Source organism: Halostagnicola sp. A-GB9-2, from assembly GCF_030068615.1.
GTDB lineage: Archaea > Halobacteriota > Halobacteria > Halobacteriales > Natrialbaceae > Halostagnicola.
The window spans coordinates 1-20,492 of record NZ_JASJOC010000022.1; the positions used below are offsets into that span (position 1 = coordinate 1).

The following is a 20,492-nucleotide window of genomic DNA, read 5'->3' on the forward strand; positions in this document are numbered from 1 at the left end:
TATTTCCACTTTCTTTCGAACCCACAACCGAGCAGTGGCAACATTCGATAGCGCTCGTGAACAGAACCGAAAAGAGAAATTGAGAGTCGCGATCAGCGCTTCTCGTGAGACAGATCGTTTTGCGTGGAGCTCAAACGATCCACGAGCATCGCTCGTTTATCGAACGTCAACTGGACGTTCCCGTCGCCGTATTGGTCCGAAAATCGGACATCCTCGAGGTCGACCCACCCCCATCCGTCGACGTAGTATCGCGGTCCGGGTAAGATCAGCGTGGGGGCCGCCTCGATCTCGCCGGTCACATCGGTCGCATCGACGGCCTCGAGCAACTCTTGAGTCGCAACCGTTGCCCGATCGGCTTCCGTGTCCAGGTCGTTTCGGATTTCAGTCTTCTTGAGCTCTTCGCCGACGCGTTCGATTTCGTCTTCGTCTTCTCGAGTCGTCACTGGTCGTTCCCCAGTCTCGTCATCTCGCGGGCCCTTGACTGTGACGACGTTCCAGTAGTCCTCTGTAGTCCGGTTCCGATTACGGGATAGTGCGTGCCACACTAGGCCGTTGATCTCCCACGTCCCGCGCTGGTAAGAGCGCACTTGGGTATCCTCCGTGCTCTCGTCGGGGATCAGCGTGAATCGATAGTCTCCACGCGAATGGAGTTCCTGAAGGTTGCTCAGATGGTCGTCGTCGAAACGGTCGTCTTCGATGACACCCAGCGAGGAGAGATCGGCATCTAAGGTCCAGGACTCGAGCGTCTGGCCAGCGTATCCAAACCGAGGCGTCGCATCGCGAGCCCCATTAGGCGAGTGGCCCGAGAGCCTGATCCGGGCCGTCACCGAGACAGTTGCAGTGGCGTCGTTTTCAACGCGGATCGAGTCGGTATTGTCCTCGCTTCCGTTATCTGGATGCCACGTTTCCCCACCATCGAACGACAGCTGGATCCGCTGGTCCTCGTCCGTATTATCCATTTCAACGGACAACCCAGCGTCCGCAATGTGACTCCCTGCATCCGTGTCTTCGGTTGTTAGTTCGACGGTTGAATACTCCCATGGCCGGTTAAGATACCCATTCGCTTCATGGACTTCGTTATCAAAATTGTCGACGTCGTGTTTGCGTGTATCAAAAACAGCGACGACGTCCGCGACGAACGAGCCGTCAGCATTCTCGACGTCTTGGATCCCCAAAACACCCGATTGGAATTCGTCGAGATTGTGGAAGGCCGATAGGTCTTGCCAAGATACCTCGCTGTTGGAATCAACGGCGAACGGATCGACGACAGTCTCCCCATCGAGTGTAATCGCAATATCAGCGGCACCCTCATAGATCCCCTGTCGGACCGCGATTCCGAGATATTCTCCGGGGATTGTATAATCGAACGAGATGGTTGTATCGAGCGGCGTGTCTGCAGCTTCGCCACCCGAATACATCTCGCCACTTACGTCCCCGCCGAGATCGACGACACGGCATGTTCGGAGGTGTTCGTTCCCGTCTGAAATGCCAACAGGCTGTGTATCGAGATCGGTTTCATCACCGTCGACTAGCTCTATGAGTTCCCCGAAGCTTTCCTCGTCAATTGGGCTCTGGATAAGGACGCCTTCGGCGATAAGCCTCGGTTCGGGATCGTCAACCTGTGCGTCGAAGCCGTCAACTCGAGACCAGTAATCGCGAAGTGCATTCGGGACGCTTTCGTTCTCGTAGTGGATGTCGTCGCTATCAGCAAGTAAATAATACGCCGCATCCTCTCCCTCGAGCCCGAGTTCTCCAGTTTCTTCATTGTAGCTCGTATTGTGGAGCGGGCCTGGCGTCAAAGCGAGGTTGTCGTATTCGTAGTGAGCGTCGGAGATGTAGATCTTGGTTCGCGCTTTTGCAGCTGCGAACTGCTCAACCGCCTGCGCTTGTTCGTCCGTGACTCCTGCCGTGTCGATCGACCAGATTCCCATCGCCGAATGGCGCGGCTCGATGTTGATTGGGTCGACGCCGTCGATTGCAATGTGGTCGGTCTCACCGATCGGTGTTTGCAGTGGATCCTCGGCCTCGAAAACGAGTGAGTAGGATGGCATCTATTGAGAGGCGTCTTTCGATTTGATTTCCGTTTTATTGGCGGCAAGAGCGGTCGAACTGTCCAAATCAACCACATCAAGTATGTCGAGTATCACATCAATCTGTGACTGGATGTCCCCCTGGTCTCGATAGACATCTATTACCTCTTTCGTGCTTTCTGATATTTTTGCCCTATCAACCATGTTCGTTTCAACCGGATCATATTCCGGATCGTCAACCAATTCAGGCGGATTTGATGACGTATCGATTTTCATCCCCGAATCAAAATCCAATTCATCTACAACAGTGAATTTAGATATACCCTCACAGATAGCCTCATCAGATATCGCCTTCTGCCCATCTTTTATTCTCTGCCTTTTCGGGTATAATCCTCCTGTTATCTTCCTAACTATACTACCGTCATTTTCGCTGTATATTATTATCATATGTGTTTAATGTAACACGTTGCCATCATCCCGTTCGCCGCAGTTTCACCGGAACCAGCCATATTCACAATTAATTCATTCTCAAAATAAAGTGTAGGAACAGCGACGAATGCGAATGAATCGGTAGTATTGTAATCCGCCACTGGACCTTCAAACACCGTCGTTTGACCATCAACAATAATCTCTACATTCACATGTGTGTCGCTTGCCATCAGCTCTACTCCTAGACCACCCATCAGGATCCCTTCTCCAGATATGTCAACCACCTCTAAATAATCATCATTTGCGTGAACTTCATATAATGAGATATCTGAAAGTGTGTTGTCTTCTGATCCTGTGAATAGACCGCCTGTTGGCGTGGACCAGAACGTAGAGTTGCCATCGGTAGCGAGTAGTTGATCTTGCTCACCGGACTCACCAGAGAGATTTCCCGCATCTAACTCGTCACCCCCTCCGGCCTGATGATCCTCAGCATGGTTCTCTGGCGGTCGACTCGAGCCCTCGCCGTCGAGCATCGCATCTGAAACCTTCGAGTTCAAGTTCTCGAGCGTGTCCGAGTCGTGACTATCTCCCCCAAGTGAGTGTGGATCGTCAGCCTTGCCCTCCTCGAGCGAGCTGACCGCTGACTCGAGATCATTACTCAACGCGTCGGCCTCGGCCTTCCGTACGACGTCCTGGTCATTCTCCGGAACACTCGAAACGGTAGCCTCTTCGAACGCTCCAGTCACAGCCGAGAACGTATGGATGTCCAACTCGGAGGTTAACCGCCGATCAGTGATGTCGTCGTCCTCGAGTTCAGTCACGTACTTGTCGACCCAGACCTCGGCGATCGGTGTTCCCGCCAGATCAACCAGCGGGAACGGACTCGGATGCCGAGCCCCCCGACGGGAGCCACCGACCTGTTCGTTTTCGGTTCCAGTCTCGACAACGAGATCGCCGTTCCCATCAACAACGATGACGTCCTTTCGCGGGAGCTCGCCAGCCGGATCGATCTCCTCGCCGAACTCGAGCGTTTGCGCGTCGGCCTCGACGACTGACCCGTCGACGAACGCTTCGCCACCATCAAACTCGAGGTCGGTCCCGCCGACGAGCCCGTACTCGAATCCGTCGACGTGACCGTAGCCGTGCAATAGTGCGGTCAACTGGTTGTAATCCACGGCGTGCGTTGCGTCTCCGAGTTCGATGGTAAACCGTTCACTCATATTGCACCACCACTGGGCTGAGGTCGTCGAGCAATTCCTCTCGGTCTTCGTATTCGTGCAGTTTCGCTAACATCGTTATCTCAAAGTTCAGTCGAAAAACGCTGTCCTTACTGACATTCGTCGTCTCGTCCGACCCGCCAGTGATCAACGCCCACATGCCTGGGTTGTACCAGATGTTCTCGCCAGGTTCGATCGGAACGATGTGCGAGTCGACTGGCCACTCGTCGAGCGGGTTTTCGTGCACCGCCGCCGAACCGCCGATGAGTTGGTACGATGAGCCTTCGCCAGCGTACTCAAGGTACTCGCGAAGCCGCGTATACCGAGTGACACGGCCGACAAGGTCTTCGTCGCCCCACGTCCCACCGAGCGTCTCACCCCAGAGTGTGCCGTCCTCGCCACCCCAGACACCGCCTACCGTCCACGGTTCGTGTTCGAACTCGTCGGTGATGAGAACCTCGAGCGTTTCCTGCTCGCCGCGAGCGTAGGTCGGCTGGCCTTCGATCCCGTTGACCGGGATACCGTCGATATACCACGGTACTCGTTCCATAATTAGTTCTGGGCTCTATTTCTGCGCGCATCTCGTCGGTTCTCATCCTGGACGACGCCGCGGACGTCTCCCTCCCAGCCGTCCAGATTAAGCGTGCCTTCGATCTCCTGCGGCCCGCTGAGGGCGCGGATCTCCACGAGAATCTGTTCCAACCGTTGGACGATCTCACCCGACCCGCCACCGAGATCGACCTCTCCTTTGTCGACGTCGGCAGTCTGATCGGCGTTCAAAACGAGTTCGTCGCCCTCTTCACCGCCGCGGAAGACACCGTCTCCGGTGATTCGGCCACCAGTCGCCAATTGCGGAAGGTCGAACGACACGCCGTCGAACACTGTCTGGCCACCGACAGTCGTCGACCCGAGTGGGCCAGCGTCGACGTCGACGGTTGGAAGCGTAACCGGATCGACGCCGACCTCCGAGGGGATCACAGCGTTCCAGCTATCACTGAGAAACCCGCCCGCTGTGTCGCCCATCTCGCCGACGATATCGCCCATCTGTTCGCGAACGTCAGTTGCGGTCGGGATCGCTTCCATGATCTCGTCGCGTTTGTCCCAGACGATACCGGCCGGGTGCCAATTATAGAAGATGTCGAGCACCTCATCGGTCGCGTTGTCGACGGTCTCGGCTGGGTCCCAGTCTGTGAGGATGTAGTCGATCGTCTCGAACGCGTCGCCGACGAAGTCAACAACTCCGCCGATTGCTCCGGTCACGACATCCCTTGCAGTTTCCGTTCGGTCCTGAATGCCACCGAGATCGCGTTCCCAGATCACGTACGCCGCTGTGACAGCGGCGGCAAGGCCGAGGACAACCGCCGTGATCGGTGCCGCCGCCGTCGAGACCGCGGCGAACGATGGTGCAACCGCAGAGAAGTTGATCGTCGACATGCCCATCATCGCGATCCCAGCCGCCTGGGCGGCGGGCATGAGGGACTCGAGCGGTCCGAGATACCCCGATGCCGCGAGTTTGGCGTCTTCGAACCCGGACCGAAGTTCGTCCATCGTCGACGTATTCTCACTCACCGCGTCCGCGTGATCGTCGGTGATTCCTTCGGCGTCCTCGACCTGCTGGTTCCAGTCGTCGATAGCATCCTCGCCAAGGCCGAGTTCGTCGGTCAATGCCTCGAGATCGCCGTCTGCCTCCTCGACGGCGGAGTTGAAGTTCGACTCGAGCTGTCGGCCACTGTAGCCTGTCTCATCTGCGAACTGTGACATGAGACCTGCGACCTCGTCGGACTGGAGACCCATCTCCTCGAGTTGTGCGAAGTCGAGTTTCGAGAGCGTGTTGCCGATGTCCTCGATCGACATGTTCGTCTCGCGGGCGGCGAGCGTGAACGCGTCTTGATTCTCGACGATCGTGTCGAGATCGCCATCGAGTGCGTTTACTGCTGGCGCAAGATCATTTGTAATCGACGATGCACTCGTATCTGTTGCGTCAGCAACGTTGTCTGCCGCAAGGGCGACCTCTTCCATCCGCTCGGGGGTCTCGACCATCCCCGAGAGGTTGTCCATCGACTCGGTGACGTCCTCGAGGGGGAACGTCGCATCGGACATGCTCGTCGCGAGGCCACGGGCTTCTTCACTGGTGATGTCCAGCGTCTGGGCTGTTCGGTCGAGACTTTCGCGCGTTTCTCGCGTATCGTCGAGGATGCCTTGCGCAGCCGTTCCGAGACCGGCCAGCGCACCACCGGCCGCGACACCGGCAGGTTCGACGTCGAACAGAGACTCGGACATCTCGCCGGTCGCTCCGGAGACATCCTCACTTGCGTCAGCGGCTTCGTCGGCCCCGGAGGAGTAGTCACTCGCGTCGAGTGACATCCGGCTCGTGAGGTGTTCAAATGTCATGTTAGAACTGACTCCGAATCTGTTTCTGTCGTTCGTTCATCGTCTCGCGCTGTTTGCGGTACCAGAAAATCCACCAGCGCTGAACTTGCTCGTCGCGGCGGGCCCACTCCTCGAGCGTCCAGTCCTGGAGCGAGCAGATCTCCCCAATCTCCTGGCCGATCGGAGACTGTGCTACTTTTTTGTCTCACCTTGCTCGAGCGGCTTGCCCTCGGTGTTGACGAACGTGAGGATGGCAATCATTCGTGGAATTGAGAACTGCTGTTCCCACCAGCTCATGTCCGCGAACTCTGGTTTACTGAACTCCGCGGCGACGGCGTACATCCGATCGAGGGCGTCGTCGAATTCCGCTTCGATGTTCTCCTCGTCGATGTTCTCGAGGTGTTCCTGACAAAGCGACGCGAATTGCGAGGCCTCACGGTTGAACGGCCGGAACGGAATCGTCTCGTCGCCGATCGGGACGTCGATCGACTCCTCTGCCAGCTGGCGTTCCAGCCGGTCCTGAAGTGACGCGGCCTCCCGAAGCTCTTCGCGGCGCTCCTGTTGCTGTTGGGAACGCGCCTCGAGTGCTTCGTTCGCAGCCGATGGGTTGGACACTGTTGCTGTCGTCATGGATTACGCCTCCGGAGCCCAGTTGATCCAGTAGCCACCCTCAACCCACCATGTCCAAGAGACCTGAACCGGCGTCTCGCTTGGATCGAACTCGGGCGATGTCAACTCGAGATCGGCGAATCGACTCAGTAACTCCGAGTCTTCGACGACGTCGACACTCTCGAAGTCGGGTTGGTGGTCGAAGTACGCTAGTTCGACGTACTCGTCGTCTTCTTCGAGGATCTCACGATCGCTCTTCGCGAACGTGACTTTGCCTTCCTCGTCAGCAATTCCAACCAGTTCGAGCGCTTCGAGCTCGGGTGCGATCGCCGTCTGGACCTCGAGGTCGACCGTGTTGTTCGTTCGGTACCGCCGCGTTCGGCGCTGGCTTCCGGGGTTGTAGTCCTCATTGTCCTCATCGATCGGGACGGAGAGGTCATCTTTCGTGGCGAGTGCCAGAACTGTTCGTTCAGGGTCGGTGCCGCTGTCGTCGACGTGCATGACAGCGACGCATGACCCTTCGACTTCGTTGTCGTTGGTTTCTGTAATACTCATAATGTGTTAGCTGTGATATTGGCATGGGAGATCCCGACCGCAGACCTCGCCGTCGTCTTTGACTTCGTCGCATTCCTCGAGGCGCTCGATTTTGTCACCGAACGCGCGGAACTCGTGATCGGTCGATTCGAAGTGTTCACCCGGTCGGATTCGTTCGCCGGTGCTATGCCTTACTCGCGGTTTCGTTGAGGTCCATTTGTACGAAATCGTCAGTCACCTCGTTACGCCCGCCGCCGAATCTCGAACGTCTTGCCGGCGACGAACCGATTGATTGTATCATCGAACGTCGGGTCCGTGCCGCCGGTTTCACCGTCCCAATACCAACCCCCGACGCGCTGGTTGCCGACCGACGCGATCGCGTCGAGGACCTCGTCGGGCCACGTGGTCAACTGCTGGCGTCCGACTCGAGGGCGGTACTCGAAGCCGATCTGAACGTTGAAGCTGGCCTCCGTTCGCAGGTTGTGCGGCTCTTCAGTTTCTGTTCGGACCATCACGTGAACGACGACGTCCGGAGGGTCCGGCGCGCCGTCATCTTCGTGCCAGGTCCGCGCGACCATTGCCGGGACGATCACGCCGTCGGCGTCGTCGACGCCCTCGGCCTGCTCGAGGAGGTCACCCAGCTGATCGTTGGTCGCGAGCCGAGTGAGAATCTCACCGCGGAGTTCGCGAATACGCGGTCGACCATCGCTCACTGTTCCATCACCTCATTGTGGATCGCTTCCAGTGCTTCGCGGAGTGTGCCCTTTTCCTCGCGGATCGACGGAGCGAGGAACGGTTGGGTGAACTCGACAATACCCGCGTACTCCGCCTCGTCGTTGCCCCACATGATGATGACCGTCGATTCGTCGACCTGCTCGACTTCGACGTCCATCGTGGCGGACAGAAGACCGGTATCTTTCGGGGCGTTCTCGGTGATCGTCCCAAGGACTTCGACGCCGGCGACGGCGCCGTGGCGTTCCATCGCCGACTCAAGGCGCGGCTCCATCGATCGGAACCACTCGACCTGTGTCGCGGGCGTCACATCGGACGTCCACTCAAAATCAGTGTGCATCTTAGGCAGTCTCCAGTTCGATGTGCGCCGCGGTTGGTCGCGACCGGCGTCCGTACGCTGGCAGCGGTGAACCGGTTATCTCGAGATCGTCGTAGGTCTGGTAGCCGTCGGTGATCGGTTTGAGTGTGACGCTATCGCCAGCCTGCAGCTCGGTCAAGAGTTCGGCTCGCCCGACGACCGCCGGATTGTCGATGACGTCCTCGCCGGCTTCGGTTCGCGTGAGCTCGGTGCCATCGCTGTGGTAGCGGACGGGGCGATCGTCGACGACGGTGTAATCGTCTTCGACGGGCTGGCCGTAGCCGTCGATGCAGACGCCGTTCTCGCACTCGGTGCCGTCGGGGCAGTCGCCGTCCCCGCCGCACTCGACAGTGCCGAACCTCTTGGCAGTCAGGCGGTGCGTCGGTCGTAGTCGTGGCATAATGAGTTAGCGCAGGCTTCGCGAGCGCTTCGGGCCGCGAGCATCCGGTGTTCGGATCACGGCGGGCGGTTTGTCGATATTCTCGAGTGTCTTCGACGTGTCCTTCGAGATCGCCTTCCGCCCGAGTGTGGTTTCGTCGTAGCCGCCGTCGCGATCGTCGGGCTGGGCGAATTGCGTCGACGAGCCATCCGATTGCGTTTCGCTATCGACTTCGCGGATCTCATCCACTCCCGACGCCTGGAGATGGTGGCCGGCGAGGTAGCGTTCGATCAGCGCGAGTCGGTCGTCGGACATCCCCGTATCGGCTAGCAGTTCCTCGACGTCGAGATGCGCCGGTTCGATGCCGACGATCTCGACTTGCGTATCCGAGAGTTCGTCGATCGGGAACGTCTCGGACTCGAGCTCAAGGCGGACGTGCTCGACTTCGGTGCGGTAGTCGTTACTCATCGATCAGTCCTCGCCGTTCTCGAGTCCCTCTCGACGCGCTTCGACGGCCTCGATCACCTTCTCCGATCGCTCGACTGCCTCGATGTCGTCGAGAATCTTGTCGACGTCGCCGCTCTCGACAGTCGCGACGCGGTCCTGGTAGCCGTCGTGGTCGTCGAACCAAGCGTCTTCGTCGAATCCAACGTCTTTTAGCTCTGGATCGATGCCGGACTCTGGCTCCTCACCGAAGTTCTCTTCGACGGCCTGTTCTCGGGCCGTCGTGTCTTCCGCTTCGACGTCTTCGATCGCTTCGATCTGGTTCCCGTACGCGCGGATTTCCGAGTCGGTCGGTTCGAAGACCTCACCGGGCGCGATCGTCTCGCCAGTATCGTGGCGTTTGAGTCGTGTTGAGGACGTCCAGCGGTAGGTCGTCATTCAGGATCACCCGTCGATGCCGGTGCCGACGGCGATCCCGAAGATGTTGTCGTACGTTGCCTTGATGCGCGGGACGCGCATCCCGAGGTGCTTGTACTTCGTCGCCAGCCCCATGTCGATCTCGCCGGACATGGTCGTCGGCGACTGCCCGTCCGCGAGGTCGACGACGTCGTTGTTCTGGACGACCATCACGCACTCGTCGGGGTCGAGCGCCCCGCTCATGCGGAAGTCGATCCACGGGAAGTCCTGCTGAAGCCGCTGGAGCAGGTTCATGTTCCCATCGCCCTGCGGGTCGGGCTGGAGGGTGAGGTTGCCCCACTGCGCGGTTGGGTAGTAGAACCAGACACCCTCCTGCTGCGGGTTGTAGCCGCGGTCGCGGTCCTCGGTCTGTGCGTTGAGTTCCTCTTGGAGATCCTGGATGGTTTCGACGACGTTCGACGCTTCGGACCACGGGCCGAAGCCGGACTCCTCGAGCTTGTAGTCGGTCGTCAGGTAGCCGTCGACGGAGTAGAGGCCGCCCTGAATCTCGAGTTCCGTGTTCCAGCCGCGGAAGACGAGGTCTTCCATCGAGTCGGCGAGTTCCTCGCCGGCCTCTTCGGCCCCTTCGGCCTCGGCGTCCTCGCCGAAGTTCTGCGAGTTCATGAGCTCGCGTTCGTCGATCTCCCAGTCAACGTAGTCGTAGGGGAGTGCGACGCCTTCGCGGAACTTGACCGGCTGATCGTCGTTGCCCTGCGAGCGGAGGTTCATGCCGCGCTCGGCGTCGTAGGCGTCCGACCGGACCTGGTAGAGGCTGACGAGACGTGCGGGCGAGACGTCGCGGTCGAGGCCAGCGTCGATCAGGTCCTCGACAGCGGTCTTCGCGATCCGGGCCTCGGTGACCTGGAGATCGTCACGGTCTTCCCACTCGTCGTAGTCGAGGCGCTGGGCGTTCGCAGAGATGCCGCCCATCGCGCCCTTCCGGTAGCCCTTCTGGAGGCCGTTCGCGGCGGCCTGCCAGAGTGCCTTCTGCTGTTCGACGCCCTCGGGGCCGTACTCCTGCTTGGCCGCCTGGAGGGACTTCTGGTACATCCGCTGCTGGAGTTGGTCCTTCTGCTCCGCGCGGTTCTCGAAGAGGATGCGTTTCTGGAGTCCCGTCAGCGAGTCGTTCTCGCTGTCGGGGACGGTTCGGTTCGCCGTGATGCCTGCCATTGCCATTTTAAATCACCTCGTATTCGAATCGGTCGTCAGCCGTTGCGTCCTCGAGGGCGACCGCCAGTTTGGCCCCCTCGTCTTCGTCGACGTGCTCGGCGAACGTTCCGTCGCCGTTCGACACGACTGGCTCCCCCGCGGTGATCGCGCCGCCGGCGAGGCCGTTCTCGTCGCCCTCGCCAGGTCGGAGAACGTAGGCGCGGACCTCGTCGCCGGCCTCAGTTTGGTCGACGTCCTTCGGCTCTTCGCGTGGCTGCTTGCTCCCGGTCTTCTTCTCGATCGCGATCCGGACGGCGACGTTCTCACCGTCGCCACTTTGGGAGGCGACGAGCGGGACGCCGTCGTCGTCGACGCCGGTGATCTCGAGGAGCATCCCCGGCGTGACCGTCGCATCTTCGTCGAGGCGGTATCTCCGTTCGATCGCCGAACCAATCTCGCGTCGGCTGCCGACCTTACGACTTCGGGACATCTCAGTACACCTCCAGGTCCGGCATGTCGTCAGTGTCGACGTCGCCGTCGGCGTTACCGGTCGCGGGGATCGAGCCGCCACTCGAGGCGGGGAGGCCGCCGCTGGCGTTGATGGCGTTCTCCTTACGGTCGAGTTCCTTCTCGGGGAGATCGGCGATCCAGTCGGCGTCGCCCTCACCGTACTCGGCGGAGTTCGCGACGATCCGCTCGGCGCGCTCTTCCTTCTCGAGTTGGTTGGCGGTCGCCTCGACGTGTTGGTCGATCGAGTCTTCGGTGACCATTCGGCTCTCGAGATCGTCGAGACGGTTCATGACCGCATCGAGGCCGTCGGCATCACCGTTCGTGTCGTCGGCGTCCCCATTGCCGTCATCGGCACCGGGGTCGTCATCGTCGTCTGTACCATCGTCGTCGCCACCATCGGCATCCGATCCATCGGAGCCATCGTCGGAAGCGTTCGCGACGACCATCTCGTGCGTGTTCTCGAGGCAGGTGTCGCCCATGTGCTCGAGCGAGTCCTCGTTGAGATCGCTGTTGGCAGTGATGAAGCGGATCAGCTCCTCTCGCTTGTTGTCTTTCATAGATGTGTTCGCTGTCGTATTGCTGTCCGTGTCGGATTCCGCCGACTCGTCAGATTCTGATTCGCCATCTGAATCGTCGCCACCACGGGGATCGGCGTCTGGAGTCTCCGCGGTCTGCGACTTCGTCGTCCGATCGGTCGTCGGGCCAGCGGCCGATCCCAGCAGCGACGAAAGGCTGCCGAGAAGTTGTCGGACGCCAGCCATCTGTGATCCGGTTCCCATCGTCCGCTGGCCCTCGCCCGCGTTACCGGGGTCATCGGTACCAGCGATCGCCGTGTTCCCGACGACGTCAGCGTAGTCAGCCACGTTCGCCGTCACGCCCGGCGCGATCCCGCAGCCATCGTCGATCGAGCAGACGCCCTTGCCGTTCGGGATCAGCGCGACCGAGTCCGGCGCGGCGATCGCCTTCGGATCGTCGCGGTACTCGCCGTCGTACTCGCCGGGTGGAAGTTCGGCGTGGAGGTACTGCGAGGAAACCTCGAGCGGGCCGTCCGACTCGAGTGCGTCGACGATGTCCGCCGCCTCGCCGCCCATCTCTTCGGCGCGATCGGCGTTGACCGCGATATCGGCGCGGACGTACTCACCGTCGAAGTGATCGTTCTCGACATCACCGACACCAAGCGTCTCCTGGACGTCTTCGTTCGCGGCGAGGACGACATCGTCACTCGGGCGGGCAGGGTCGTGCCACGAAAACGAGGGATGGTTGCGTGGGTGGTTGACCGTCGGGGTCGTTCCGCTCCATCCGGTCGTTCCGTGGGTGTTCTCGATTCCGGTGCTCTGCTCGATGGAAGCCTCGGGAACGTAGCCCGTGTTGAGGTCCATCGGCTTGACGATCGGGACGTTCTTCGCGACCAGATGGCGGTCGCCGTCCCGCGTCTCCTCAATGATTTTGACCGCTTCACCGTTCGCCGTGATGTATCTCGTCATGATTACAGATCCTCCAGAGTGCGGACGTCGGTCACTTCCCATCGACACCGGCAGTACGGATGCGTGTCATTCGGGATGTGGAAGTTCTGAGCCTGCTCGAGTGTCCAGTCACGCTGGGCGAGTTCCTGGCACTGCTCGCAGACGCGGTCGTCGCCAGCGGTGACGAACTCCGGCTCGACGTTGAGCTCGACCTCGACATCCTCGGGAACCCGTTCGTAGCTCGAGAGCTGGCCCGTCGTGTTGTACTGGTTGACGACCTCCGCGGCGACATCCTCCGTTGCGTTGGACTTGTAGACCTCGCCGCGTTCGACGATATCTGAGACAAGTTGGGAACGGGAGACCTCGAGCCCGCCGTCGGTGACGATCTGCCGGGCATCGCCACGGAAGTCGTCCATCTCGTCGCGGATCCGACCGGCCATCGCGACGACGCCGAGACCGATCGCCCCCTGGACGTTGTCCTGGGCGAGCGTCTCCTCGGCGTCACCGATGTCGACGCCGTGTTCCCGGAGCTCGCGATGGGCGTCGGTCGCGCCGCGCTCGACCGCGTGTTCGAGGTGTCGCTCGGCTTTGTCCTCGAACTCCGACGTGAACACTGTCGACTCGGTTTCGTCGTCGAGCCAGTCGGAGAACCGCTGGGCCTTCTCGGCGTCGGAAAGACCCGACCACTCTGAGAATGCGCTGCCGTCCATCCCGAAGGCATCGTCCTCGAGGATCTTCTCGCGAACGGCAGCGTCCACCTCGCCGATCCGGCCGCGGATCCATCGCGATAGCTCGCGAACGTCCGTCGTCGTGTGGGTGGGATCCTCCCGACCCGACCCTTCGATAGCGTACTCGTTGGCCGAGACGCCGGTGAGGTTACAGGCGTGACAGCCACAGCCAGCGTCGTGACGCTCGGGGGCTGGGTGGAGACTACTCATCGTTCACCTCACAACAATCCGAAAGTTCAGCCGCCTTCCGGAGCGTCACCTCGTTGACGCCAGCTTGTGTCGCAAGTAGCACGACCTCATCAGGCATGTCGTCGTCATCCCAACCAGTCGCCGCGTCAAGCATTCGGGCCAGAAGGCGTGCGTGAGGTTTGTTCACCAATTCGCCAGGGTCAGTCATCATCCACCTCCTGGCCGCCATCGGCAGCAGCCTCGTAACCGGCCGTGATCTCATCGACGCTGCGGGCGTTCGCCCCGACCGCGTCCTGGTCCTCGAGTTCCTCGACCATGTCGGCCTCCGACTCGATCTCGTCGGGGAGTTCGCCCTCGCGGATATAGTCGACGACGACCTGCCGACCGAGGTCGAGCAGCGGATCGTCGGAGATGTTCCGCAGCGCCTCGCCGCGCTTGGCCTCGAGGTCGGCCTGCTCGCTCTCGGAGAGTACCCGCAGCGCCTCGCCTTCGATGTCGAACGCGCCGTTGTTCGGCGGGGTAATCAGGCCGTTATTGACGAACCACATGATATGCGGCCTGGCGTTCAGCGGGAAGGCGTACTCGGTTCGGCGTTCCTTGATCAGCCCGAAGTAGGCCTGGGTGTCCTCCTCTGCGCTCGCGAGCGCGCCCGCGGGATCGCCTTCGAACACTCGCTTCGGAATGCCCGTGTCCGTCGCGAGTGCCGACAGCTGTGGTTCGAAAACGTTCGAGACCTCCGCGATCTGTCCGCCGAGTTCGGTGATGTCACCGGTCGTCTCGAAGATGGGTTTCAGGCCCTGGAACCACTCCTGAACCTCCTCATCATGTTGATCCCAGAACTGCTCGCTCGTGACGTCGACGTCGTTGGGATCGTGCGAGACGGCCAACCCCTTGTCCGCGCCGCGGTACGCGAGCTCGGCGACCGAACCCAGCACCTTCAGGATATCGCGGAGGATGTTGAACGACCCCTCGAGGCGGGGCGGCGCGAAAAAGTCGTGGTCTAACCGACGCCCGGCGGGGACCGCCACTGTTCGTGAGTGATGCACCTTCCAGATGCGATCGGTCTGTGAGTTGTCGGTATCCCCCTCGCTCGAGAAGTCGATCGAGTAGCGAACGGGAAGCCCCCACCGACCCTCGCCAGCGTGTTCCTCGGTGCCCCACTGAACCGCGTCGACGGACATCTCCGAGAACAGCTTGTGCTGGACGACGTTGTCGAGGCCGTCCGCGGTGAACTGCATCGGATCGATCGGCTCGGCCAACTTGTCTTCGTCGACGGTGCCGTCCTCGTCGAGACAGTCGGTCGTGACGAACACCGAGAGTCCGTAGCGGCCGATCCCTGCGAGTCGGTCGACCCGTTCCATTTTCGACGGCAGCCGTAGGTTGCGGAACAGTCGCTCGACATCCTGCTCGAAGTCGGTTTCGTCGTCGGGTTTATCGACGATAATCGGTTCGTCGCGCCACGTCGTGAATGCCGGTCGGTCGACGATCGGCCCGGCGAAGGGGTGCGTTCGGTAGAGTGCGTAGAACTGGTCGACTGTCGGGCGGCGGGTCCAGTCGAACGTATCGAAGATATCCCGGTCCTGGGTTGAGTGACCGAGTACACTGGCGACACTCGCACGCATCATACTCGAGGCCGTCACCGTCTCCTGTGCGTTCGCGGTGACGTCCTGGTCGTCGCTCTCGGTGCTCGAGGCGTCAGGGTCAGCATCTGTATCTGTCATAAAAAGCTACCTCCAGGGGAGCGAATCGAGTTTGTCGTCCTCGTCGTCGGGGATCAGCCCTTCTGCCGCGATGACAGCCTGAATGGCCGCGTCGAGGTGATCCGGCGAGTGGCCAAGTCGGGCTTTGACCTTCGACTTCGGATCGGCAACATAGACCTGATCCTCCCGATTCTTGATGTAGCGCTCCTCGAGGGTGATCTCCCGAGCGGCGATCTTCAGCTCCTTCCGAAGCCGAGTATCCGAGAACTCTCCACCCCGATCGAGCCAGTTCCCGAGCTCGCATAGGCCCTCAGTCCATCGGTCCTTGTACTCCTGCGGTTGGGCCGCTTTGGCCCCGGACTTGAACCGATCGACTTTGGGATACCGTGCGGCGGTATCGTCGGCCTTGCCGCTCCCTTCGCCGACGGCGTCGATCGAGATCATCGCATCGGGCTCCTGGTCGAGGAGTTCCCACATCCGATTGAACTGAACGCGGTGATCGGTGCCGGGTTCGGAGTAGGCGACCTCGAGGGCGTGCTCAAGCTCGTCGATCTGGACGGTCCGGTCGCCGCTGCGGGCGACGTCGATCCCGGTCCCACGCCGAGCGCCAGCCTCGAGATCTTGCCCGCGTTCGACGTAACCGGCTTTAACGAGGTCGAGATCGAATGGCCGGTTCTTCGCGGCGCCGGCCGGTGGCATGATCCCAGCGAAGCGGCGATACCATCGCGAGGCCAGATCCTTGCGGAACGCCTCGGTCCCACGGGTGGACATCGCTCGAGCGTCTTCGTAGCCGGGCCAGGACTCGCCGTTGAGCGCTTCCCACTTTTTCTTGAGCTTTTTCAGGCCAGTGAGGCCGGGGATCCACTCGCCATCGCGACGGTCGAGCTCGACCTGGACGTTGTGCGAGTCGAACGTCGAGTAGGTCAGCTTCTCCGGTTCGATCCCGACCTCCCCCATGTTCGCGACCGCGTTCGTCTCGTCTTCGGGCGGGTTCGAGATGACGACCATGCGGTCGTTGTCGTCGGAGATCAGCGAGTCCATCGAATCGAGCGTGTCCAGGTCGACGTCCTTCTTGTCGGCCTCGTCGACGATAACCAGGACGTGGTCGTTGTGGACGCCCTCGAGCTCGCCGGGATCCTCGGGGCTGATGACCTCGAATTGCCACGTCGGTTCACCGTCGACGTCGATGTGCGGGTTCGGTGACCACTTCCAGGTCGCCGCTGGCCAGTACGGCGTCTGCTCGTTGAAGGGGGACGACCTGTGCAGTTCCTCCGCGTCGGCGCAGAAGGTCCGCTTCAGCTTCCCGTAGGTCCCTGACGTCACGACGACGCTCGAGGGGTAGTGGCGGCGGTTGAACGTCAACGCGAGCGCGACGATCCCGAAGGTCTTCCCGAAACCGTTGCCACCCTCGAGGTGGGTGTACTGATTCTCGGCGACATGCTCGAGGATCTCCCGCTGCTCCGGGGACAGCGTGATCCCGAACCAGTCCTCGGCAGCCTGCCAGTACTTTTCGCGACCAGTGTAGTTCTCGGGTAGGTGGTCGCGAACGTAGTCGGGTGTGGTGACGCTCATTGGCTATCGTCCTCAGCTGAACTCTTCCAGAGATCGATCGACCCACCGTGGTTGACGTCGATCTCTTCGTTCGGGAAAATGCCCGCTTTGTCGCAGATCGATTCGTAGCGACGCATGAACCGTTCGTCACCGGTTCGATCGTACTGAATCAAACAGAGGCTGGCTGCCGTCTGGGCAACCTGTTTCGCATCCTTGGGATCACCGAGCGCGCGTCTGGCCTCGTCGAACGCCTCCTGCTCGCCGTCGGTCAGGTGACGCGTGAAGTGCTTCCGGTACCCGCCGTGATCGACCGCATTGTCGTTCCCTTCGGTAGCCCCTTGGCCGTTATCACCGGAGTTACCACCGCCGTGATGATTGCACCGGCGACCGTCGCCGACACCGTCTTCGGTTCCCTTGCCAGCTCGAGCACCACAGTAGCCGACGAACACCGATTCATCGTCGCGCTTTTCCGTCCGCTTCCCTCGGCACTTTTCGTCCGCCGCGATCTTCGGGACGTCGTCGCTCAACTCACCGACTAGCTCGTCCTCGTCGACGTCGTCGATCGTCGGAAGATCCTGGCTCATGATGGGCCTCCGGTCGCTGGCTTCGGCGCGTCGACGTCACGCGGCGCCGGCGCCTCGAGGCGGGAGGGGAGTCGCCGGTTCCCGTGCTCGCCGTCCTGGTGGCAGTCCCGACAGAGTCCGATCAGGTTGTCCGGATCGTTGTTGTTCCGCCGGCGATCCCGATGGTGAAGTTCGATTCCGTCGACGGCGTCGCGTGGACGACCGCACCCGGGACAGCGGTAGGCCGATCCGTCGCGATCGCGCCAATAGAGATCGCGGCCGGGTTGACGGTCGTCCATCACTCGAGCACCTCCAGCGTGCAATCTCCGCAGAGCGTGACGGTGTCGCCTTCGTCGAATCCCATATCAGCGAGATGTCCACCGAGCGACGATGTCCGAAAGAACTCGGGTGAGAACTGACAGAGCAGCGCCGGCGCTGGGTGGCACGCCGATCCACATCCGTCGCAGTCTGCAGTATAGCCCATTGGTTAGTCCTCACGATCGTCGTCTCGAGGCTGGCCGCCGTCGGTCGAGATCGTGATCCCGTCGAGAACGCGTTCGACCTCGAGGTCCCACATCCGACCGATAACCAGGAACACGACGGCGGTCGTCCCGAGTTGGAGTTCCCACGGCGGTGGGTCGGCCGCCGTGAACATCGGCGCGACGACGATCGTCGCCCAGACGCCAAAGAGAATCAGCGTCGCAACGGTCCGATCGAGTGATTCTTCATCAGGCATTAGCGTCCTCCCCAGGCAAACGAGTTCGATTTTCGCGCGGTACAGCGGCTCATCGGTATTCGGTTTGACAGACATGGCATTTCTCAGTACTCGGTAGGAGCAGCTCGGAGCACCGCGAGTTTGACACTCCGGCGGAAGATCTCAGTGTCGTAGCCCTGGACCGCTTCGATTTCCTTGAACTTCCGGATCGACCGTCGGAGTACTGACTTGTCGAACTCGAGCCCCTGTTCGCGAAGCCGATGAGCGAGGGGACCGATGAGTCGGAGGGCCTGGATCTTCGTGAGCGTCGTGTCGTCAGCCCAGCATCCGATGCGTGAACAGCTTCGGCAGGTCGTTCGTGGGACTGCCGCGCGTTGCTGACCTGGTCGCGATCCGCCGTCGACGCTCTCCGCGGGGACGGTATCGACGATCCGTTCGTCCTGTTCAAGGGTCGCCTGCGGCGTTCGGGACTGGTCGTGGACGTCGTGATCGGTGATCCCGCCGCTGAAGGTGTGTTCCTCGAGCTCTTTCACGTGCTCAAAGCAGCCGTTACAGACGCGAGGGTTGTGCCAAACCAGGCGGTCGAACGCGTTCGCTGGTGATACATGATCGTCGTCGGAAGTGGGACTGGTCGTACTCATAGTCTCGAGAAAAGCATCGCTGTAGGGCGGACGGAATCATCGCCAGCGACGCGGGTCGCCGACTCGACGCCCCTATAGCGATTGTGTTACTTTCGTGAAGGTCAGGTGAGTTGATAAGGGTACGCGCGTGCGCCGATCTGGCGGACGTCTGTCTGAGCCGCTTGGTTTCTGGACGCTCACGATCTTTCAGCAATTTCGACGCGAACAAAACGGAGGTCATCGTCGTTATCGCGATCGCGTCGAACGACGTCGACATCCTCAAGCCGGGTGAGTGCTCGATCGAGTGTCCGGGGTGGCATCTCGGTTCGGTCCTGGAGCTCGTCGCGACGGATCGATCCCCCGGCCTCCTCGAGAACGTAGAGGAGGTGCTTCGCGCTCCACGGCAGGTCGTCGACGTCGGGTGAGGTGTCGGGGAGGCTCATGGGCTTTGTATCGTGGAGAGTGCCGCGGCTGATCGAAAGCGGGCGATCGAGCCCTCGAGACATCGGTTTGGGGAGTCAGTCACCAACATCAGGCGGTGAACGCCAATCCCAGACTGCGGTAGTGTCGCCACTATCCGTGTTAGTCAGCCCGTGATCGGCGTCACCCCCTGCATAGGGGTCGCGGATCGCCAACGCCCACCTACTAGAGTCCCCGTAGGGGTTAGTTGGCGATTCCTGAATGTCTACGAAACCGACGGATGGGAGCCCAGACTCGCTGTAGAGCGTTGCTCCGTGGGTTCCTGCCCCCTCCGAGAGGTGAACCGCTGGCTCACCGAACTCGTTATCGGCGAGTCGCTCGAGCGTCTGGCGGACGTGCTCTTTCGTACACCCGACCGAGTCGGCGATCTCCCTCGCCGTCTTCGAGTTCGCACTCGAGCGGAGTTCGTTGACGATCTCCTCCTGGAGGTCGGTAAACACCCACTCGACACCAGGGGTTTGGACGTCGGCGAACCCAGCGGGGACAGCGTCGGTTCGAACGAACACCGTAGCCGTCACGTCGGGATCGTCAGGGGAGCGAGCGTACCGACCGGCGGACTGGGCAATGTGGTTCTCGCGGACCGAGGCGAGGATCTCCTGGGCTGTCTCGGCGTCGTCGCCCTCGAAGCCACGGCCTTTGGCACGCTTCTCTTCTCCGTCGTTGGTGACGGCGGTCTCGACTTCAGCCTCGAGGTCGAGTTCGGCAAGCAGGTCCAAGACGTAGTCGTCGCCGGGGTCCATGCAACCGTTGACGAGGCCGACCGACTCGTTCGCAAAGTCGTTCCGCGATTTCTCGGCCCCGAAGTGCATCAGGTTCTTCGCGTCGCCGTATTCGTCGCGTTTGACGTCGACGCCAGCTTCGTCCATGAGCTCCGCGAGTCGGTCTTCGACCTGGGCGGTCGTGATCGCCGTCCGGAACTGAGCACCGTACTCGTCGACGAGATGCTCTAAGAGAACCTCGAGTTTGTCCTCGTTGAGCCACTCGAGGGCCTTGTCGCCCGACAGCGGGCGGGTCGCGTCACCGACCTGAACGACTCGAAGGCCACGCTCGTAGCGTCGCCACAGCTGGCGTTGCTTTGGCTCGAGGACATCGGTGGTCTTGATCCAGGGCACGGTGTTCGCCTGCCAGAGTGGGGTCGCAGGGTGGGCGTCTAATCCCACGATCGACCGAGCAGCGCCGAAGTCGGGAACGGTCCGAACTGACCGAACGTCGTTGCTCTCGTCGAGGACGATCGAGACCCATTCGCGGTTCCACTCGTCGTCATCA

General features: G+C 61.0%; 26 protein-coding genes and 1 pseudogene. 1 reads left to right on the forward strand and 26 read right to left on the reverse strand.

What is annotated here, in order from left to right:
- Positions 1 to 92: 92 nt before the first annotated feature.
- The 7 genes from QNM96_RS22405 to QNM96_RS22435 form a co-directional block, all read right to left on the reverse strand.
- The gene (locus tag QNM96_RS22405; protein ID WP_283839031.1) at positions 93 to 2,051 is read right to left on the reverse strand and encodes a hypothetical protein; all 1,959 of its coding nucleotides are present in this window, start codon (positions 2,049 to 2,051) and stop codon (positions 93 to 95) included.
- Positions 2,052 to 2,477: a hypothetical protein gene (locus tag QNM96_RS22410; protein ID WP_283839032.1), complete on the reverse strand. Its 426-nt coding sequence runs from the start codon at positions 2,475 to 2,477 to the stop codon at positions 2,052 to 2,054.
- Complete coding sequence (locus QNM96_RS22415; protein WP_283839033.1) at positions 2,474 to 3,679, reverse strand: hypothetical protein; 1,206 nt, start codon at positions 3,677 to 3,679, stop codon at positions 2,474 to 2,476. The genes QNM96_RS22410 and QNM96_RS22415 overlap by 4 nt, the downstream gene beginning before the upstream one ends.
- On the reverse strand, positions 3,672 to 4,226 hold the full coding sequence (locus tag QNM96_RS22420; RefSeq protein WP_283839034.1) for a hypothetical protein: 555 nt from the start codon (positions 4,224 to 4,226) through the stop codon (positions 3,672 to 3,674). The genes QNM96_RS22415 and QNM96_RS22420 overlap by 8 nt, the downstream gene beginning before the upstream one ends.
- 2 nt (positions 4,227 to 4,228) lie before the next feature.
- The gene (locus QNM96_RS22425; protein WP_283839035.1) at positions 4,229 to 6,067 is read right to left on the reverse strand and encodes a hypothetical protein; all 1,839 of its coding nucleotides are present in this window, start codon (positions 6,065 to 6,067) and stop codon (positions 4,229 to 4,231) included.
- 171 nt (positions 6,068 to 6,238) lie between these two features.
- Positions 6,239 to 6,676 carry a hypothetical protein gene (locus tag QNM96_RS22430; RefSeq protein ID WP_283839036.1) on the reverse strand — a complete coding sequence of 146 codons (438 nt, stop codon included), beginning with the start codon at positions 6,674 to 6,676 and terminating at the stop codon, positions 6,239 to 6,241.
- Between the two features lie 3 nt (positions 6,677 to 6,679).
- The gene (locus QNM96_RS22435; RefSeq protein WP_283839037.1) at positions 6,680 to 7,210 is read right to left on the reverse strand and encodes a hypothetical protein; all 531 of its coding nucleotides are present in this window, start codon (positions 7,208 to 7,210) and stop codon (positions 6,680 to 6,682) included.
- 18 nt (positions 7,211 to 7,228) lie between these two features.
- Here QNM96_RS22435 and QNM96_RS22440 point away from each other — a divergent pair, with 18 nt between their 5' ends.
- Positions 7,229 to 7,399: a hypothetical protein gene (locus tag QNM96_RS22440; protein ID WP_283839038.1), complete on the forward strand. Its 171-nt coding sequence runs from the start codon at positions 7,229 to 7,231 to the stop codon at positions 7,397 to 7,399.
- Positions 7,400 to 7,431: 32 nt separating this feature from the next.
- Here QNM96_RS22440 and QNM96_RS22445 read toward each other — a convergent pair whose 3' ends face one another.
- From QNM96_RS22445 to QNM96_RS22535, 19 genes and pseudogenes are all read right to left on the reverse strand, one after another.
- A complete protein-coding gene (locus tag QNM96_RS22445; RefSeq protein WP_283839039.1) occupies positions 7,432 to 7,902 on the reverse strand; it encodes a hypothetical protein in 471 nt (156 codons plus the stop codon).
- The gene (locus QNM96_RS22450; protein ID WP_283839040.1) at positions 7,899 to 8,261 is read right to left on the reverse strand and encodes a hypothetical protein; all 363 of its coding nucleotides are present in this window, start codon (positions 8,259 to 8,261) and stop codon (positions 7,899 to 7,901) included. Before QNM96_RS22450 ends, QNM96_RS22445 begins: the two co-directional genes overlap by 4 nt.
- A 1-nt stretch (position 8,262) precedes the next feature.
- Complete coding sequence (locus QNM96_RS22455; RefSeq protein ID WP_283839041.1) at positions 8,263 to 8,679, reverse strand: hypothetical protein; 417 nt, start codon at positions 8,677 to 8,679, stop codon at positions 8,263 to 8,265.
- A gap of 6 nt (positions 8,680 to 8,685) precedes the next feature.
- Positions 8,686 to 9,126: a hypothetical protein gene (locus QNM96_RS22460; RefSeq protein WP_283839042.1), complete on the reverse strand. Its 441-nt coding sequence runs from the start codon at positions 9,124 to 9,126 to the stop codon at positions 8,686 to 8,688.
- Positions 9,127 to 9,129: 3 nt separating this feature from the next.
- Positions 9,130 to 9,540, reverse strand: coding sequence for a hypothetical protein (locus tag QNM96_RS22465; protein ID WP_283839043.1), 411 nt, complete (start codon positions 9,538 to 9,540; stop codon positions 9,130 to 9,132).
- Between the two features lie 6 nt (positions 9,541 to 9,546).
- Positions 9,547 to 10,728 carry a hypothetical protein gene (locus QNM96_RS22470; protein ID WP_283839044.1) on the reverse strand — a complete coding sequence of 394 codons (1,182 nt, stop codon included), beginning with the start codon at positions 10,726 to 10,728 and terminating at the stop codon, positions 9,547 to 9,549.
- A 7-nt stretch (positions 10,729 to 10,735) separates the two neighbouring features.
- Positions 10,736 to 11,197, reverse strand: a complete 462-nt coding sequence (locus QNM96_RS22475) for a hypothetical protein (protein WP_283839045.1) — start codon at positions 11,195 to 11,197, stop codon at positions 10,736 to 10,738.
- Between the two features lies 1 nt (position 11,198).
- Positions 11,199 to 12,701: a hypothetical protein gene (locus QNM96_RS22480; protein WP_283839046.1), complete on the reverse strand. Its 1,503-nt coding sequence runs from the start codon at positions 12,699 to 12,701 to the stop codon at positions 11,199 to 11,201.
- Between the two features lie 2 nt (positions 12,702 to 12,703).
- Positions 12,704 to 13,618: a hypothetical protein gene (locus QNM96_RS22485; RefSeq protein ID WP_283839047.1), complete on the reverse strand. Its 915-nt coding sequence runs from the start codon at positions 13,616 to 13,618 to the stop codon at positions 12,704 to 12,706.
- The gene (locus QNM96_RS22490; protein ID WP_283839048.1) at positions 13,611 to 13,805 is read right to left on the reverse strand and encodes a hypothetical protein; all 195 of its coding nucleotides are present in this window, start codon (positions 13,803 to 13,805) and stop codon (positions 13,611 to 13,613) included. Before QNM96_RS22490 ends, QNM96_RS22485 begins: the two co-directional genes overlap by 8 nt.
- On the reverse strand, positions 13,798 to 15,318 hold the full coding sequence (locus tag QNM96_RS22495; protein WP_283839049.1) for a phage portal protein: 1,521 nt from the start codon (positions 15,316 to 15,318) through the stop codon (positions 13,798 to 13,800). Before QNM96_RS22495 ends, QNM96_RS22490 begins: the two co-directional genes overlap by 8 nt.
- Positions 15,319 to 15,324: 6 nt before the next feature.
- On the reverse strand, positions 15,325 to 16,869 hold the full coding sequence (locus QNM96_RS22500) for a hypothetical protein (RefSeq protein WP_283839050.1): 1,545 nt from the start codon (positions 16,867 to 16,869) through the stop codon (positions 15,325 to 15,327).
- Positions 16,866 to 17,432: a hypothetical protein gene (locus QNM96_RS22505; RefSeq protein ID WP_283839051.1), complete on the reverse strand. Its 567-nt coding sequence runs from the start codon at positions 17,430 to 17,432 to the stop codon at positions 16,866 to 16,868. The genes QNM96_RS22500 and QNM96_RS22505 overlap by 4 nt, the downstream gene beginning before the upstream one ends.
- Entirely contained in the window at positions 17,429 to 17,710 is a 282-nt protein-coding gene (locus tag QNM96_RS22510; RefSeq protein ID WP_283839052.1) for an HNH endonuclease, read from the reverse strand. The genes QNM96_RS22505 and QNM96_RS22510 overlap by 4 nt, the downstream gene beginning before the upstream one ends.
- Positions 17,710 to 17,895 carry a hypothetical protein gene (locus QNM96_RS22515; protein WP_283839053.1) on the reverse strand — a complete coding sequence of 62 codons (186 nt, stop codon included), beginning with the start codon at positions 17,893 to 17,895 and terminating at the stop codon, positions 17,710 to 17,712. Before QNM96_RS22515 ends, QNM96_RS22510 begins: the two co-directional genes overlap by 1 nt.
- Before the next feature lie 3 nt (positions 17,896 to 17,898).
- Entirely contained in the window at positions 17,899 to 18,147 is a 249-nt protein-coding gene (locus tag QNM96_RS22520) for a hypothetical protein (protein ID WP_283839054.1), read from the reverse strand.
- Between the two features lie 83 nt (positions 18,148 to 18,230).
- A complete protein-coding gene (locus tag QNM96_RS22525) occupies positions 18,231 to 18,767 on the reverse strand; it encodes a hypothetical protein (RefSeq protein WP_283839055.1) in 537 nt (178 codons plus the stop codon).
- Between the two features lie 176 nt (positions 18,768 to 18,943).
- A complete protein-coding gene (locus QNM96_RS22530) occupies positions 18,944 to 19,189 on the reverse strand; it encodes a MarR family transcriptional regulator (RefSeq protein WP_283839056.1) in 246 nt (81 codons plus the stop codon).
- Between the two features lie 75 nt (positions 19,190 to 19,264).
- Positions 19,265 to 20,492, reverse strand: a pseudogene (locus tag QNM96_RS22535) (hypothetical protein); the annotation flags it as partial.

Excerpts from the sequence above, each read along its gene's own strand:
- QNM96_RS22405 (WP_283839031.1), bottom strand. The coding sequence starts at position 2,051 with ATGCCATCCTACTCACTCGTTTTCGAGGCCGAGGATCCACTGCAAACA.
- QNM96_RS22410 (WP_283839032.1), bottom strand. The coding sequence starts at position 2,477 with ATGATAATAATATACAGCGAAAATGACGGTAGTATAGTTAGGAAGATA.
- QNM96_RS22415 (WP_283839033.1), bottom strand. The coding sequence starts at position 3,679 with ATGAGTGAACGGTTTACCATCGAACTCGGAGACGCAACGCACGCCGTG.
- QNM96_RS22420 (WP_283839034.1), bottom strand. The coding sequence starts at position 4,226 with ATGGAACGAGTACCGTGGTATATCGACGGTATCCCGGTCAACGGGATC.
- QNM96_RS22425 (WP_283839035.1), bottom strand. The coding sequence starts at position 6,067 with ATGACATTTGAACACCTCACGAGCCGGATGTCACTCGACGCGAGTGAC.
- QNM96_RS22430 (WP_283839036.1), bottom strand. The coding sequence starts at position 6,676 with ATGACGACAGCAACAGTGTCCAACCCATCGGCTGCGAACGAAGCACTC.
- QNM96_RS22435 (WP_283839037.1), bottom strand. The coding sequence starts at position 7,210 with ATGAGTATTACAGAAACCAACGACAACGAAGTCGAAGGGTCATGCGTC.
- QNM96_RS22450 (WP_283839040.1), bottom strand. The coding sequence starts at position 8,261 with ATGCACACTGATTTTGAGTGGACGTCCGATGTGACGCCCGCGACACAG.
- QNM96_RS22455 (WP_283839041.1), bottom strand. The coding sequence starts at position 8,679 with ATGCCACGACTACGACCGACGCACCGCCTGACTGCCAAGAGGTTCGGC.
- QNM96_RS22460 (WP_283839042.1), bottom strand. The coding sequence starts at position 9,126 with ATGAGTAACGACTACCGCACCGAAGTCGAGCACGTCCGCCTTGAGCTC.
- QNM96_RS22465 (WP_283839043.1), bottom strand. The coding sequence starts at position 9,540 with ATGACGACCTACCGCTGGACGTCCTCAACACGACTCAAACGCCACGAT.
- QNM96_RS22470 (WP_283839044.1), bottom strand. The coding sequence starts at position 10,728 with ATGGCAGGCATCACGGCGAACCGAACCGTCCCCGACAGCGAGAACGAC.
- QNM96_RS22475 (WP_283839045.1), bottom strand. The coding sequence starts at position 11,197 with ATGTCCCGAAGTCGTAAGGTCGGCAGCCGACGCGAGATTGGTTCGGCG.
- QNM96_RS22480 (WP_283839046.1), bottom strand. The coding sequence starts at position 12,701 with ATGACGAGATACATCACGGCGAACGGTGAAGCGGTCAAAATCATTGAG.
- QNM96_RS22485 (WP_283839047.1), bottom strand. The coding sequence starts at position 13,618 with ATGAGTAGTCTCCACCCAGCCCCCGAGCGTCACGACGCTGGCTGTGGC.
- QNM96_RS22490 (WP_283839048.1), bottom strand. The coding sequence starts at position 13,805 with ATGACTGACCCTGGCGAATTGGTGAACAAACCTCACGCACGCCTTCTG.
- QNM96_RS22495 (WP_283839049.1), bottom strand. The coding sequence starts at position 15,318 with ATGACAGATACAGATGCTGACCCTGACGCCTCGAGCACCGAGAGCGAC.
- QNM96_RS22500 (WP_283839050.1), bottom strand. The coding sequence starts at position 16,869 with ATGAGCGTCACCACACCCGACTACGTTCGCGACCACCTACCCGAGAAC.
- QNM96_RS22505 (WP_283839051.1), bottom strand. The coding sequence starts at position 17,432 with ATGAGCCAGGATCTTCCGACGATCGACGACGTCGACGAGGACGAGCTA.
- QNM96_RS22510 (WP_283839052.1), bottom strand. The coding sequence starts at position 17,710 with ATGGACGACCGTCAACCCGGCCGCGATCTCTATTGGCGCGATCGCGAC.
- QNM96_RS22515 (WP_283839053.1), bottom strand. The coding sequence starts at position 17,895 with ATGGGCTATACTGCAGACTGCGACGGATGTGGATCGGCGTGCCACCCA.
- QNM96_RS22520 (WP_283839054.1), bottom strand. The coding sequence starts at position 18,147 with ATGCCTGATGAAGAATCACTCGATCGGACCGTTGCGACGCTGATTCTC.
- QNM96_RS22525 (WP_283839055.1), bottom strand. The coding sequence starts at position 18,767 with ATGAGTACGACCAGTCCCACTTCCGACGACGATCATGTATCACCAGCG.
- QNM96_RS22530 (WP_283839056.1), bottom strand. The coding sequence starts at position 19,189 with ATGAGCCTCCCCGACACCTCACCCGACGTCGACGACCTGCCGTGGAGC.